Source organism: Lysinibacillus sp. GW247-5R2A (assembly GCF_059424475.1).
This window is the reverse complement of sequence record NZ_JBWKZL010000002.1, coordinates 41,679-57,141: the sequence shown is the minus strand read 5'-3', so window position 1 is coordinate 57,141 and position 15,463 is coordinate 41,679. Positions and strand designations below refer to the sequence as shown.

Below are 15,463 nucleotides of genomic sequence, written 5' to 3'. Positions count from 1 at the left end.
TCGTCCTTTACTTGTATAAAGTAAGGACGATTTTTTTGTGGCAGTACACTTAGTGAGTAATAGGACTTTCCTCATCCGTACTTTCAGACTTCGTTTTTAAAGCTGAAAGTAGAATCAAGACAATACTAGCACTTCCCATCCAGACGAGAGCAGACATTGAGGCATTCCATGTGAGCCCTTTCCCGAAGAAAAAGAGTTCTCGTAGCCCTTCTACCATAAAGCGCATGGGTAACCAAGAATAAATCCAATCGCGATAAAAGGATGACATCATTTCAGGTGCTAGCGCCAGCAGTGGTCCTCCAAAGAATAGGATGAACACAAATAGAATTATGCCATTGATTCCAAGCCAAGAAAGGACAGCAGAGATTAATAAGAAAAAGCTAAATGCTGTAATGGATAAAAATAAAGCAGTATCCACGAAATTAGCAATATGGATTCCGACCATTCCATCTACTATCCAAGTAAGGCCGAACCCTACAACTAGACCTACAATCATTCCTATTAGGATCTGACCAAGCTTTGCGATAAGTAGGTCTTTACGAGAGTAATTTTTTAATTTGCTTACTGCAATAAAGACAACGGCTGCACCTGCCATGCATGCCATCCACAGTGGTTGGAATAGAGATACAGGCGCATTGCCATTTGCTGTATTTTCCCCGACTTCATTGACATTTGTGACTGTTTTCGAAATCGGTGTTACTAAATTAGCCGCCTGTTCAACCGTTAATGTTGCTTGCTGTGCCCCTAATTCTGCAAGAAGCTGTGTCCGAACATTATTGTTCATAGTATCCACTACACCATTGAGTATTTGACCTGCGATTGTTGAAGCGGCCATATTCATTCCTTGATTAATATAGAGTTGAACCTCTGGTGAAGAGGGTTCAGTTGTCCGTAAAGAGGATTGTTTCATACTGAAATCTTTTGGAATGACGAATGCCGCGTAGTATTCTTGATTATTCAACCCTTTTTGCATTTCTTCCGTATTTTTTACGACAACCCACTTCACAGCCGACTCTTTCCTAGTGGTTGATGGAGATGAAGTTTGTATCATTTCCACCATATTGTTCCCCATATTAATAGTTTGCTGATTAGGCAATTCCATCCCTTGATCCTCATTGACTATAGCTATCGGTAAATTAATCGGTTTTGGTTGCACCGATGGAAATAATGTTAGTGAAAAGATAAAGATAACGACGAATGCTAAAATGGGTGCAATCCATGCAAATTTATTTTTGAACATTTCACTTTCTTCTCCCTTCTAAGTTATAATAATGAACAACCTGTTGTTTATTTCACTTCAAATTATAGTCATGGGAAAAGAAAGGTTCAATCATCAAAAAAGGTGTAAGTGTCGTTTAGCGAACACATTTATTAGTTATGTTGGTTAAAATTTAGGAGGGGTTTTTATGAAAGAGAATTTTACAGATCTCCGTGTGATCCGAACAGTGGAAAGTATTAAAGGAGCCTTAGTTGATTTGATTGAGGAAAAAGGCTTTGAATCCATTACCGTCAAGGATATAACAACAAAAGCCAAAATTAACAGGGGGACCTTTTACGCACATTATCAGGATAAGTTTGATCTAATGAATAGCTATCAAAGAGAAATTATGCATGAAATGTCTTCAATTGCGAAAGAAAATCTACCGAATTTAATTGCAGATTTCAATACGAATAATGCTAAATTTCAATCAATGGATATAGCTGTTTTAATATTTACGTTTTTAGATCAAAATAGACGATTTATGAAAGCCGTATTAGGAAACAATGGTGAATTATCTTTTCAAACAAAATTAAAGGATTTTATGTGGAAAACATTATTTGAAAGCGCAGATTCACTATTTAAACCTGAAAATTTACTAGTACCTGCAGAGTATCTAGCATCGTATATTGCGTCGGCACATATTGGAGTAGTGCAGCAATGGCTCCTTCATGACAGAAAAGAATCTCCAGAAGAAATGGCTTTGATATTATCTAACATCACATTAAATGGACCATTTTTTGCTGCTGGCTTTAACAAGGATGTGGGGCTAAAGAAATCATAATCTTCTATAGTATATGGTGGGAACTAGTTGTCCTAAGACGGTAAAGGAATGAACAAGACAGAAAAATGACAGGCTTCTGCCCTGTTCTCCTGTTGGGACAATCATGGGGTTGTATACGTTAATGACAGCATTAAATGTACTTTTTCATCTGTGTGATTGATATACGTGTGAAGTTCTTCCCCCTTGAATTTAATGACATCCCATTGGTTTAACAGATGGGTTTTCTCTCCTACCCTTAGCTCCAATTGCCCATTCAACACAAGCACAATTTCCTCTGAGCCTGCTAAGTGACACTCGCTGTATTCACTATTAGGTTCAAGTCGACCTCTATACCACTCAGTGCCATTTGTTTTGAATAAAGGTTCGACAAACCAGTCGTTATTATGACCAGCAAACTGATAATCTGAGCCAAAACGATGGACCTCTACATTTTCTTCAAAGGATAATAAAGAAACTAATGGAATATGAAGCCCTCTACATATTTTCCACAGGATATTAACAGTTGGATTGGTTTCCCCTCGTTCAATTTTCCCTAATGTTAGCTTACTGACATTACTAATACTCGCAAGCTCTTCGAGACTCATTCTTTTGTTTTTTCGAATCTCTCTTAAGTTCATACCTACCTGACTTGATAAATCCATATTCTCCTCCAGCAATCGATTGCACCCCTTTTATTGACTTTGCATAATTAGTATATTATAGTATACAAGTCGATTAATTATAGTTTATTTTCGAAAATTAAAAGTTAACTATAGTATATCAAATAATAACTAAAAGAGGTGTTTTCAGTGATGGCGAAATCAAAAAACTTTCCGATAATTTGGAGCGTTTTTTCTTTGTTTATACTGTCTATGAATCTACGAGCTTCCATAACATCTATCTCGCCAGTATTGAAAAATATACAAATGGATTTGCAGATGACGAGTGTTGTTGTAAGTTTATTAACGGCACTCCCCGTATTTTGTATGGGGATTTTTGCACCATTGGCAGGCAAGCTAAGTGAAAAATGGGGGATCGAATGGACGATTGGGTTATCCGTTTTATTAATTGGTGTATCAACAGCTTTACGGTTAGTGGCGACTTTCCCTTTATTTTTATTAGCAACCGCTATTCTGAGTGGGATCGGTATTGCTATAACAGGTCCACTGATTTCAGGCTATATCAAAAAGGAATTTCCTAAATATTCTTCTACGATGATCGGTGTATATTCTGCCGGCATGGGAATTGGAGCATCTTTAAGTGCTGGTTTAGTTGTACCTGCCATGCATGCTTTTCATCAATCTTGGAACGCAGCTTTAGCGATATGGTCGGTATTTGCTCTTATGGGGATTATTGTTTGGATTCCTATTATTAAAAAATCTAAGCAATCTCAAGAATCCTTAGAGAAATCTGCAAGTCAAAAAAGTCGACTACCTTGGGGAAACCGATATGTTTGGCTTCTTATGGTCATGTTTGGTTTACAATCTGGCGTTTATTACTCCCTCGCGACATGGCTCGCTCCCAAAGTACAGGATATGGGATATAGTGACGCCTACGCCGCAACAACAGTCACTATTTTTTCTGTCATGCAAATGATTTGTAGCTTTATCATTCCCATCTTAATAAATAATAGTTTAAAGAGGAAGCCTTGGATGCTACTTTGTGCTGCAAGCTCCTTTATTGGCATTATGATGTTAATGTTGGGCGGAATCTCACCTATTTTCTGTGCGATGTTAACGGGCATTGGTGCTGGTGGCTTATTCCCATTAGCAATGATTTTACCTTTAGATGCAACGACTACACCAAAAGAGGCAAGTGAATGGACAGCGATGATTCAATTTGGTGGCTATATCATTAGCGGCATCATTCCAATGCTTGTTGGTGTCATCAAGGATATGACGAATACATTTGACGTTGCCCTTTTCACTTTATTATTTATAATCATCGTTATTATGGGGCTGACGTTAAAGGTTAAAACAAAGACGGAATCAGCTACTATTCGCGTTCTTCCTAGTAGATAAAGTACGAAGTGTTTCAACCGTGTTTTAGACTGTAGACAAACTATATTTAGAGATTTCAGATGCTAAAATAGTTTGTCTCTTGCTTGATAGCAAATACTATTCATTATAAGTGAGGAAGGAAGAGTCTTATGAACATATCTGTTTACGTTGCAAGTGCATTTAGCAAGGATCATCAAGGCGGAAATAAAGCCGGAGTGGTATTGAATGAAAATACATTGACCACTACTCAAAAAATGGCCATAGCCAAACAACTGGGCTATGCGGAAACCGCATTTATAACAAAATCTGGAGTGGCTGATTATAAATTTGAGTATTTTACACCAAAAGAAGAAGTTGATTTATGTGGTCATGCCACAATTGGCTCTTTCACGATACTGATGCATTTAAATAAACTTTTTAAGGACCGCTATACGATTGAAACAAACAGCGGTGTTCTTACTATTACGATAAAAGATGACATCATATTCATGGAACAAAACAAACCGACATTCTATGATGTTATTTCTCCAAACGAGTTCATCGACTGTATTGACAGGAAAGCTATAGACAATAACTACCCGATTCAAATTGTCTCCACGGGCTTAAAGGATATTTTAATTCCTATAACAAGTGAAACACAATTACATGCACTGCAACCTAATTTTGAAAACATTAAAGAAATCAGCGAGTTTTATGATGTTGTTGGGATGCATGTATATACGTTTAATGACAATCGAATCATATGCAGAAATTTTGCTCCACTATACGACATCAATGAAGAAGCAGCGACTGGAACTTCAAACGGTGCATTAGCTTGCTACCTTTATGAACAGCACCACTTGCAAAAAGAAGTCTATGTATTTGAACAAGGTTATTCTTTACACTCGCCTTCCGAAATATTAGTGAAATTAGCAACCAATAGCAAGAATGAAATAGAAAAAGTTTTTGTTGGCGGCAAAGGCTATTACTGTGAAACTAAATGTTTAACTGTAGAAAATATGGAGTGAACGTAAAAACATTACAATGTAATTGTCTTCCATCTAAAACACGGTTTAAGCATATGCCTAAACCGTGTTTTAATGCATGATTAACTTCTGCTACCTTCAATCCCTAACGCCCGTGGTATCATCGTTTCAAGCAGATAATTATCCTCTTCAATAATTACCTTTTTTAATTCTAAACTGAAAAACTCCTTCATTCTTTTTTCAGTCATCACTTCCCGTACAGGGCCATAGACAACACCTTTTTCTTTGGCAGTCATTAAGACACGGTCCGCTAGATAAAACGCATGATTTGGATAATGCGTATTGATGATACAAGAGATTCCCCGTTCCTTGGATAGTCGTTTAATGGTTTGCAAAATGACCATTTGTTTTTGAATATCTAAATGTGATTCAGGTTCATCTAAAATTAAAATTTCTGGTTCAGATACAAGTGTTCTTGCGATTAAGGCAAGTTGCAATTCACCACCGCTAATTTCATTGCAAGATTTTTTAGCAAGATGGAGGATATTAATGGTTTCCAGTGCTTTATGGGCTGCCTCTAAGTCTTTAGCAGAAGGCTGCGCTAGTGTGCTAATATAAGGAGCCCTTCCCATAATAACAAGCTCTTCTACAGTAAAGCCAAAAACCATTTTATGAGCTTGTGGGACATAGCCGATTCGTTTCCATAGCTCTTTACGGTTCAACGTCTCAAGTGGCACATCATCAATAAATGTCTTGCCCTTTTTCCACTCTAGAAGCCCCGTAATGCATTTCAGCATCGTCGTTTTCCCAGCTCCATTCGGCCCTAAAATCGCCATAATTTCGCCAGATTCTAACGTAAAATTAATATCTTGTGCATATAAATCGGGCAATTTTTTTCGTCTTTTCTCATAATGATAATTGCCATCGACTACTTCAATCCTCATGCCCATCCACCTCCTGAACGACGTAATAAATAGGCGAAGAAAGGAGCTCCAATAATGGCTGTTAATATAGATAAAGGTATTTCTGTCGCTGTTAATGAACGAGCTAGATTATCTATAATTAATAAATAAACACTACCGATTGCAACGGATAATGGTAACACAAGCTGATTATTATTCCCTACTAGCATCCGTGCAACATGTGGAATAATTAAACCAACCCAACCGACAATCCCTGCAACGGCTACAGACGCAGCTGTAATTAAAGTTGCCCCCAAAATTACGAGCCATTTTAAGCGAGCAACGGGAATCCCCATTGATTTTGCCTCATCTTCAGGTAATGTTAAAATATTTAAGCGCCATCTTAATAAGTAAAGAATGACAATTCCAATCCCTATTAATGGGCCTCCAATAGATAAATCTTTATAGGTTGCTGTCCCTAGGCTCCCCATTAGCCAATACGTAATAGCCGGTAATTTTTCTTCTGGATCAGCCATAAATTTTGTTAAAGAAATTAAAGCGTTAAATAATGCGGATGTCACGACACCAGCCAGCACGAACATAAAAATGGGTGCGTTTTTCTTTGCACCAGCAATTAAATAAGTAAAGCCGATTGCTCCCAGTCCAAACAGCAGTGCCAATAGTTGTGCAGAAAAATTTTGTCCAAATAATAGGATACCGAGTGATGCTCCAAACCCTGCCCCTGCAGAAACGCCTAAAATATCAGGCGATACGAGTGGATTGCCAAACATCCCTTGAAACCCAGCACCAGCAATTGACAAGCCTCCACCAATTAATAGAGCAAGTAAAATTCGTGGGAGACGAATATTCATCACAACTGTTTCTTCCATCTGTGTCCATGTTTGATCAACGGGTATGATTTGAGAAGCAAGAATTTTAATGATGTGCTCAAGGCTCACTTCAAATCTTCCAACACCTAGAGAAACGATTGCTACCAAAATTGGTAGCAACCATAACAATATAATTTGCCATTTCTTCATCTATTCATCATCCTTAATATTTTGCTGCATCAGAAGAAGGATTTAATATAGACTGTATTTCACTATCTGAGATTTCGAACTCATAAAAATCTTTATAGTAGGTTTTTATCTCATCTTCAATTTTATAATCAAATAAGGTTGGATGATTTTTCTGTGCCATCCATTTAAGCATTAAAGGTGCATCTCCACTTGGTGGGAACCAGCGATAAATACCCAGTGGAATTTTATAGACTTTCCCATCCTGCACAGCTTTAATCTGACTCCAATCTTGTCCAGTTACTTTATTTTGAAGCAAGTCATCAGGCTGAGTTTCTGTAAAGTTCGTGATATAAATAATATCAGGATTCCATGCATAGATTTGCTCCATATTTACTTCTTTTTTCCCAGTTACATCATTCTCCGCAACATCGATGGCCCCTGTCGCATTAAGCCATTGATTACCGAAGAAGTTTTTACCACCCACTGTAATAGATTTATCATTGTGCATAAACAAAATCATAGCGCGTGGCTTATCTTGCTTTTCAACGTCTTTTAATTGTTCATCCAGTTGAGCCTGTACCTTTTTCCCTTCATCTAAGAAACGATCTGCACGTTCTGTTGTACCTGTTATTTGACTTGTTAAAGTTAGCCAACTATTAAATGTGGCAAGTGGCTCAGCAGCAGCTGCATCAATGGCTTTTACTGCAACAACCGGAATACCTGCCTCTGAAATTTTATCAATGGATTTTTCATCAGTGGCTATTTCTACATATAATTGAGGATTTATTTTCATTAATTCTTCAACATTAACTTCACCGTTTTGTACAAATGAAGTATCGGCCTTTAAAACATCTGGTGAAATTTTTGCCAAGATGGAATTTTTGGCTGCATTATATGAATTTGGGTGCATACCGACAATTTCTTTCGTCGAATTTGTTGCGACATACCATGTTGAGAAATAGGGTAATATCCCACCTGTTACCACACGGTCGATACTCCCTGGTACCGTTACCTCGCGCCCAAGCTGATCAGTCACGATTTTTTCCTCTACCGTAGCTTGTACTTCTGAATTAGCTGCTTCAGATGAAGATTTAGATCCTGTTTCTTCGCCCTGACTACCACAAGCTGCAAGCATGGCAGTTAACGCTAATGTTGCTAAAAAACCATATTTTTTCATTGTTATTCTTCCTCTCTTAACCATTTTGCTATTCCGTGTAAAAAGGGCTTCGACTGATCGATGAAACCAAGCCCAATATGAAACATAGGATCAAGCGTAGTCACAACAAGTTCACCATTGAAACTAACATGATCGATATAAAATAAAGATCGGCCATCAGGTATATCCAGCAATGACTGGGCACCAACTGGAGGTAAAAATGAACCATGATAATGCCATTTCATGTCTCGTAGCGTGACATATTTAAATAAAGGATGTGCTGTGTTTTGCTCATGCATCGGAAGATCGCCGCCGTCGCGTACCCACCAGCTAAAATTGACTTCGGAATCTTCCCAATCAATTGTAGGAAGCCAGTTATCTACTATTTCACCAAAAATAACGAGTCGTTTTCCTGATTCCAAAAAGGTGATGAGATGAGACTGATAACGCTTCAAATGAGTAAGATCTAAACGACACGATAAAATCAGCGTGTCATACTTCGTTAAATCATGCAGATGTAATTCCCGAATATGTAAAACATCATCATACAAATAATAAAACTCCTCTTCTGCAAGAAAACGATTTTGAAAAGGTAGGCCATTTGTTACGAGTCCAATCATTGCATCTCCACCCCATTCTTTTGATTGCGATCATACTCCTCTCGAATGTACGACAGCATCTGTATGCTTAAATGGCGTGAGGAATTTTCTTCATGGATAAATACGCGGTATATATCCGTGCCAGCTCCAGCAAAAATGGTCCCATTTGTTGAGTTTCGATCCACATATATAATGGCTGCCCCACTTTGATCAGTTACAAGTACTTCCGCGTGTAATGGAATATTGTCAAAATAGCCACGTGAGAAAAATCCTCTAACCCCTTTACGGTAATTCAAATCATAGGCATCAATCCCCGCAAAAATAGGATGATTCGGTTCTTTAATGATGATTTCTCGATCTTTTAGAGGTATAGGAGAGCGCTTCCAATTTGGTACGCCAACTAACCAAGGCATTGAAACTTCAGTTAGTGAAAAAATAACGCCACCCTGCTGTAAATATTGTTCCAACAAAGATTTGTGCTCGAATAAAAACTTCTCCTCTACTAAATTTGTAATGATGAGACCCGCATAAGCACGTAAATCGGTGTATGGTAAATCATATAAATATAAAAATGTTAATCCACGACTTCGATCCTCTTCTGTCAGCCTTGAAAATTGAATATCAATGCCTACATAAGCTATTGGCTTCAACTAAAATCGACCCTCTTTCGATGATAATGATTATCACTTGCATTTAAATACATACTACAGTATATTGATAATGATTATCAATGTCAAACGGTATTTTTATAATTCCTTTTATTTACAGGGGTTTTTAGTCATTTTGATGGCATATTCCTCTAATGACTTGTGCATAAATTATTTTTCTAATATTGTATAGCATTGAATCACTATTGAATGGAGGAAGCGCGATGAGAGAACAATTGACCCTATTGAAGTTAGACCCTGGACATGCATTTGGGGTAAATGGTCGTATGCAAAAAGATAAAGGAAATGAAGCAAAGATCATTGAACAATATGACTTTGCCGAAGAGAATTTAGAACATGTAGATGTACTCATTGTTCCAAATTTTATTGACCAAGAGTTTTTATATAGTCAACGTGAGAAAATTGCTCGCTTTTTAGCTGAGAAAAAAATGGTGGTGTATTGTGGACATTTATTTCGAGAATGGTTACCTGGCTGTGGACCCTTTATGCCTCAATTAATTCGTAATTATCAAGATTATGAAGTATTTCCAACTGAAAATTCTTCCATCTTTCAAGGCGTAACGACTGAAGATATGACATTTAAAAAAGGAGTGGCAGGATTTTTCGCTAGGGGTTATCATCATGCACCAAAAAATGCGGAAATTTTGCTAACCTTTGCAAACGGTAAACCAGTTACATACGTAGATCGTACGACGACAAATGGTACCATTTTGGTCCATGCGGGGAGAGATTTACTAGGTTATTCAGATGAAAACAAAACGACAGACCGTATTCGTCCGCAATTTTTAGCTTGGCTTGAAGCAGAGGTACGTTCTTTAAAGGAGAAATCGGAATGATGAGAAAAATTGGCGTCATTTATAGTGGGAATGAATCACATTATCGTACATTTCACGAACCTAAATTTAATCAATATATAAAAAAATTAATCTATCATCCGCATTTTCTTGAGACGAGCATTGATGATTTAGATGTCCTCATTGTCCCCTCTCAGCTGAATAGCCATTTATTAATAAAAAGTGTAGCTAAAATACAATCCTTTGCAGAAAATGGTGGAATTGTCGTCGCATTCGGTCCTCAGCCATGGGAATGGCTTCCTGCACAGCAATGGGAGGAACGCCCTACGAATTTCTGGTGGTGGCTTGAAAAAGACGCTTCTAGTGGTCTCGTATTACAAGCGCCGACTCACCCACTGTTTACAAATTATTTAACACTTGCAGATTGTACATGGCATCAGCACGGAGTATTTTGGCCACCAGCCAATGCCGAAGTTTTAATTTCAACAGAAGACGGAGGAGCTGTTTTATACATGGACAAAGCTTCTACTAATGGCACATGGATTATTACAACGCTCGATCCAGACTTCCATTTCGGCTCTTACTTTATGCCAGCCACTGAAAGATTTTTCGAGGGCTTCTTCCCTTATTTGGCTTACGGAGAAATCTGATTCATCTTTTCAATAATAAAACCGTTATGTTGACCATTTACTGTCAAGATAACGGTTTGTTTTTATGATAGTAAACCTACTTTAATCCCTTTGTTTAAGATATTATGGTAATCGATATAGTCATAGATATCGTCATCAATAAATGAACTTAATTCTTTCAATTGATCTATTGTTAATTCCTCAATCGCTTTGTCATGATCTTCACAGTAAATAACGATGGCTCCGACTATACTATGAGCATCTCTAAAGGCAACCCCCTTGCTCACTAAATAATCAGCGACCTCAGTTGCATTTAGAAACCCTCCTTTGACAGCTTTTTTCATGTTTTCACTGTTTACCCTCATCGTAGCAATCATTTTTGACATGATTTGTAGACAAGATAAAACCGTATCCAATGCATCGAAAAATGGCTCCTTATCTTCCTGCATATCTTTATTGTAAGCAAGTGGTAAGCCCTTCATTGTTGTTAATAGAGACGTTAGCGAGCCATATACTCGTCCGGTTTTGCCTCGTATAAGCTCTGCTGCATCAGGGTTTTTCTTCTGCGGCATAATACTGCTGCCAGTAGAATAGGCATCATCAATCGTAATAAATTTAAACTCCTGGCTACTCCACAAAATGAGCTCTTCACTTAATCTACTTAAATGCATCATAATTATCGAGAAATCTGACATTAGCTCTAATAAATAGTCGCGATCACTTACCCCATCTAAGAAATTATCCACTGGCTTAGAGAAACCTAGCTCGTTAGCTGTTAATTCACGATTAATCGCATGAGTAGTGCCTGCTAATGCGCCACATCCAAGGGGACTCTCATTCATAATTTCGATCGCTTTCACAATTCTTTTTTTATCACGGTTTAACATATTGTAATAAGCCATCAAATGATGCTGAAACGTTACAACCTGTGCGCGTTGAAGATGTGTGTACCCTGGCATTATAACGTAATTTTCTTTAGCTTTTTGTTCTAGACTATGTTGTAACTCTTCAATAGAGGCAATCACCTCAAACGCCTTGTTTTTTGCATATAGTCTAATATCTGTTGCTACTTGGTCATTACGACTTCTTGCTGTGTGAAGCTTTTTCCCTGTTTCACCGATCCGTTGAGTCAAATTCGACTCCACGAAACTATGAATATCTTCATAATTTCCTTCAATCCGTAATGTGCCATTATCAATATCCTCTAAAATGGAAAGAAGTGCGTTAACAATATCTTGTCCTTCCTTCTCCGTCAATAAATCGCATTCTACTAACATATGGACATGGGCAATACTGCCTTTTATATCTTCCGTATAAAGTCTTTGATCCACCTTTAATGAACTATTGAAATCTTCCATTAATTTGTTTTCTTCTTTTCTAAAACGACCGCCCCAAAGCTTCATCATTCATTCTCCTTCAACCAATCTATTAATGTTATGCTATTTCAGAAATGCTTTTCTGTAATTCCTCAATATTTCCTCTTTTACGCATATACCAGACACCATTGTAAACAGCAAAATAGTAAAAGGCTAAGCCAAATATAGCGACAATTACGGACATATAAGGATCCGGGATTATGCCTTTACCACCAAAATTCCCCAGGAATGACATGAATACAAGCATTAAAATATAAAAGATAATGTATATACCACCAAGGAACTCCACTGATTGATGTTTTTGAATAAAGTAAATCACTAAATAACAGGCAATACCGATCACAAGTCCCGTAATAGCTAGTTGTACCTTACTCCAATTTGTCCAATAAATCAGCAATGTGGCAAAAACGAATGCCATTGGCGCTATGACTTGCATACCTGGTAGCCCATTATTCTTTGTCAGACCTACCTTCCGGAAAACCATAACCGTTACACATGCCGATGCATATTTAAAAATACCGATAGCTCCTACAATCGCAACGATAGCTGTCCAGCTTTTAAGTGGGAATAAAAATAATAAACCTACTAAGAAATTGAGTGCAAGTGCACGTGTCGGAACACCGAATTTTTTATTAATTGTTCCAAAATAAGCTGGAAGGAAACCACTTTTCGCCATACCAAATACATGTCTTGACGTACCAGCTGTATAAGTAAGAGCTGAACCTGTTGGCGAAATCATCGCATCAGCAGTAATAATCCATGATAGCCAAACCATATTAGCCATCATGGCTAAATTAGCAAATGGTGAATCAAATTTAATGCCACTCCATCCATTCGCTAACATTTCTGTTGGAACTGCGCCGATAAACGTAATTTGAAGTAACACATATAATACTGCCGCAACACCTAAAGACGTAATGAGAGCGAGTGGAATATTTCTTCTAGGGTTGACGACTTCCCCACTCATCATAATGACATTGCCAAACCCTGTATAAGCAAAAAATATTCCGGTTGTTAAAATGGCACTTAATCCTGCACTATAGCCACTTGGTGCAAATCCTTGGCTTGAAAAATTCTCCGGATGAAAGCCTGTCATAAAAAAGGCAATAATCGTTAGAACAGGAACAACAAATTTTACGGTTGTAATAATATTGTTTGTGACTGCAAATAATTTCACCCCAAAATAATTAAAAACAACAAAAAATACCATTAACACCATCGCTGCTAGAATACCTGATGTTGTCAGTTGCTCCTTCGTAACATCATATAATCCTGGCCAAAATTGATTGGCATATTGGATAACACCTGATGATTCTACGGGTGCAGTAGCACAATAGCCAAACCAGATGGAATAACTAGTAACGGTAGCAAGCATTTTTCCGTGTGAATAAAGCGGATATCTGGCTAAGCCTCCTGTCTCAGGTTTTACTCTTCCTAACTCAGCATAAACAAGCGCTATAAGTGTGATAACAAACGCACCAATGATCCAGGACAGAATAGCTGCCGGGCCTGCCAATTTTGCAGCTACCCATGGTCCAAAGAGCCAACTAGATCCAATTATTCCCCCTAGAGATAATGTTGTAAGTGACCAAAACCCCATTTTCTTTTTCAAATATTGTTCTTGACTCATGAATGTTCCCCTCTCTGAAAAGAGAATATTGGTATGACCCTTTTAATTTTGACGCTTCAATAAAATGACGTCTTGGCAGAAAAAAATTAGATATTTTACTCTGCAGTGCAATGTAGTGTAGGTGATTGTTATAAATTGTGCTCCTTTCTAGATGATGAAACATTGCACACGTTTTTTTAGTTACCATCAATTAAAGGTAATTAAAAGGTGTTTACCTTAAAATGATTTTATTTTAATCGTTTGAATTTTTCAACATATTTTTTCAAAAAAAAATAACCATCCATGAAGATGGTCATTTCAAACGGTAAATTTTACTTGGTCTTCCTCTGCTAATCTGAGCGTCTTTGCCTGTATACTCTACTAGATCTACGTCACTAAGACTTGTTAAAATCCGTCTAGCATTGCTTTCATCCCAATAAAGATGAGCAGCTAAATCTTTAATGGTAAATTCTTGCCAGCTCATTTTTTTGACGATTGCACATAATTTATTATAATTTTTTAAGCTAATTTTTGCTTTTTTCAATTTTTCTAATAAAATGTCATCATTACTATGGTATGAAAAACTGACTTCATCTTCTTCACCTACTGATTCGATGATCGTTCCATTTTCCTGCACGATGACAATGGGCAGCTCAGACTTTTCTTTTGATAGCTGAATAGCGCGCTGCGCATTAATTTCTGCCGAATGAACAGTTACCCCATAGCCAATCCCAACAGTGACAGTCGTATTTGATTCATGTGAAAGCTGAAAGATTGTCTCCTGCAAGTCCTTAATTTTCCGTTCAATCGCCCCACGAGAGCTAAAAATAATATAGCGGCCATTCCCCTTCTCTAACAGAGAACCATCTAGTTGCTCACAAAATCGCAGTAAGGTTTCTTTTAACTTTAATTCTAAATACTGAAGATGATAAGTGCTTTTCGCCTTTTGAGAAATCTTGTCAAATTGCTCGATTTCGATAATTTGAACACCAATTTGAGTATCTTTAAAATAAAAAGTTCTACGTTTTTCTTCTAGTATTCGTAATGCTTGAAGAATTTCCATATCTGTAGTCGATATATGATAAGCTGGAACACCCGCCTCCTTCAGTGCTAAATAGACAGCTTGAAAGCAAGTTAAAGCACCTGCCGTTTTTTCACGATTCCATAAATCAATATGAAAATCTACTAACTCCTTTGTACTAGTGTTTACATCAAAGGTTTTGACATAGATCTCTTTAGGCGCAAAATCTAGCTGTTTTACGGCTTGCTCCAAATGAGAGGTCGTGATTTCATCAATACTTACCTTGTTTAAAAATTCTCCCTGATAAAAGCCCATATGCAACAAGCATTTATAAATGCCAGATTCAGTATGTTGAATATAAACTAAGTTTTCACCTGAATGTAACGTATTTTTCGCAACCATATAAGAAATTTGACCAGAAAAAAACCATGCATCCACAGCGTGATGATTTTCCTTTACGATATTGACGGTTTCATGAAAATCATGATATGGAAATGCTATAAAATTCATAGTCATTTCGTATTCTTTGCCTAATTTAATGATGCGCTCTACAGATGAATTAGGGCCAATGACTCCAACTGTATACATTATTTCCTCCTAGTAAAATTACTTGATATATACCATTCTATAGAGAAATGCCCAATTTTTATAGTGTCATTTAAAAACTCCCCATAAATAAGGCATCCGATGGCAATAATGGTCAT

Annotated in this window: 15 protein-coding genes; 5 read left to right on the top strand and 10 right to left on the bottom strand. The window is 37.3% G+C overall.

Going from position 1 to position 15,463, the window contains the following annotated elements; genetic code table 11:
• Positions 1-49 precede the first annotated feature (49 nt).
• Positions 50-1,240: a YhgE/Pip domain-containing protein gene (locus AC07YC_RS03935; RefSeq protein ID WP_494918427.1), complete on the bottom strand. Its 1,191-nt coding sequence runs from the start codon at positions 1,238-1,240 to the stop codon at positions 50-52.
• Between the two features lie 166 nt (positions 1,241-1,406).
• Between AC07YC_RS03935 and AC07YC_RS03930 the strand changes: the two genes are divergently transcribed.
• Positions 1,407-2,042, top strand: coding sequence for a TetR/AcrR family transcriptional regulator (locus AC07YC_RS03930; RefSeq protein WP_336634643.1), 636 nt, complete (start codon positions 1,407-1,409; stop codon positions 2,040-2,042).
• A 101-nt stretch (positions 2,043-2,143) separates the two neighbouring features.
• On the opposite strand, the gene AC07YC_RS03925 is transcribed toward AC07YC_RS03930, so the two are convergent.
• On the bottom strand, positions 2,144-2,683 hold the full coding sequence (locus tag AC07YC_RS03925) for a helix-turn-helix domain-containing protein (protein ID WP_336634644.1): 540 nt from the start codon (positions 2,681-2,683) through the stop codon (positions 2,144-2,146).
• Positions 2,684-2,833: 150 nt separating this feature from the next.
• Between AC07YC_RS03925 and AC07YC_RS03920 the strand changes: the two genes are divergently transcribed.
• Both AC07YC_RS03920 and AC07YC_RS03915 read left to right on the top strand, forming a co-directional pair.
• Complete coding sequence (locus AC07YC_RS03920) at positions 2,834-4,042, top strand: MFS transporter (protein WP_494918426.1); 1,209 nt, start codon at positions 2,834-2,836, stop codon at positions 4,040-4,042.
• Positions 4,043-4,170: 128 nt separating this feature from the next.
• On the top strand, positions 4,171-5,028 hold the full coding sequence (locus AC07YC_RS03915) for a PhzF family phenazine biosynthesis protein (protein WP_336634646.1): 858 nt from the start codon (positions 4,171-4,173) through the stop codon (positions 5,026-5,028).
• A gap of 80 nt (positions 5,029-5,108) precedes the next feature.
• Here the strand turns inward: AC07YC_RS03915 and AC07YC_RS03910 are convergent, their stop codons facing one another.
• From AC07YC_RS03910 to AC07YC_RS03890, 5 genes are read right to left on the bottom strand one after another with little or no spacing between them, the layout of a single operon-like run.
• Positions 5,109-5,930 (bottom strand): ABC transporter ATP-binding protein, encoded by an 822-nt coding sequence (locus AC07YC_RS03910; RefSeq protein WP_336634647.1) that lies wholly within the window; start codon positions 5,928-5,930, stop codon positions 5,109-5,111.
• The gene (locus AC07YC_RS03905) at positions 5,927-6,928 is read right to left on the bottom strand and encodes a FecCD family ABC transporter permease (protein WP_336634648.1); all 1,002 of its coding nucleotides are present in this window, start codon (positions 6,926-6,928) and stop codon (positions 5,927-5,929) included. Before AC07YC_RS03905 ends, AC07YC_RS03910 begins: the two co-directional genes overlap by 4 nt.
• Positions 6,929-6,941: 13 nt before the next feature.
• Positions 6,942-8,084 carry an ABC transporter substrate-binding protein gene (locus tag AC07YC_RS03900; RefSeq protein WP_336634649.1) on the bottom strand — a complete coding sequence of 381 codons (1,143 nt, stop codon included), beginning with the start codon at positions 8,082-8,084 and terminating at the stop codon, positions 6,942-6,944.
• Positions 8,085-8,086: 2 nt separating this feature from the next.
• Positions 8,087-8,683, bottom strand: a complete 597-nt coding sequence (locus tag AC07YC_RS03895) for a hypothetical protein (protein ID WP_336634650.1) — start codon at positions 8,681-8,683, stop codon at positions 8,087-8,089.
• A complete protein-coding gene (locus AC07YC_RS03890; protein WP_336634651.1) occupies positions 8,680-9,312 on the bottom strand; it encodes a hypothetical protein in 633 nt (210 codons plus the stop codon). The genes AC07YC_RS03895 and AC07YC_RS03890 overlap by 4 nt, the downstream gene beginning before the upstream one ends.
• Positions 9,313-9,533: 221 nt before the next feature.
• On the opposite strand from AC07YC_RS03890, the gene AC07YC_RS03885 reads away from it, so the two are divergent.
• Complete coding sequence (locus AC07YC_RS03885) at positions 9,534-10,166, top strand: hypothetical protein (protein ID WP_494918425.1); 633 nt, start codon at positions 9,534-9,536, stop codon at positions 10,164-10,166.
• Complete coding sequence (locus AC07YC_RS03880; RefSeq protein ID WP_494918688.1) at positions 10,166-10,774, top strand: hypothetical protein; 609 nt, start codon at positions 10,166-10,168, stop codon at positions 10,772-10,774. Before AC07YC_RS03885 ends, AC07YC_RS03880 begins: the two co-directional genes overlap by 1 nt.
• A gap of 62 nt (positions 10,775-10,836) precedes the next feature.
• Here AC07YC_RS03880 and argH read toward each other — a convergent pair whose 3' ends face one another.
• The 3 genes from argH to AC07YC_RS03865 all read right to left on the bottom strand — a co-directional run bounded on the left by argH (position 10,837) and on the right by AC07YC_RS03865 (position 15,347).
• Positions 10,837-12,156 carry an argininosuccinate lyase gene (argH, locus tag AC07YC_RS03875; RefSeq protein ID WP_494918424.1) on the bottom strand — a complete coding sequence of 440 codons (1,320 nt, stop codon included), beginning with the start codon at positions 12,154-12,156 and terminating at the stop codon, positions 10,837-10,839.
• A 31-nt stretch (positions 12,157-12,187) separates the two neighbouring features.
• Positions 12,188-13,759, bottom strand: coding sequence for an APC family permease (locus tag AC07YC_RS03870; protein ID WP_494918423.1), 1,572 nt, complete (start codon positions 13,757-13,759; stop codon positions 12,188-12,190).
• Between the two features lie 292 nt (positions 13,760-14,051).
• Positions 14,052-15,347 (bottom strand): hypothetical protein, encoded by a 1,296-nt coding sequence (locus AC07YC_RS03865; RefSeq protein WP_494918422.1) that lies wholly within the window; start codon positions 15,345-15,347, stop codon positions 14,052-14,054.
• Positions 15,348-15,463: the final 116 nt, after the last annotated feature.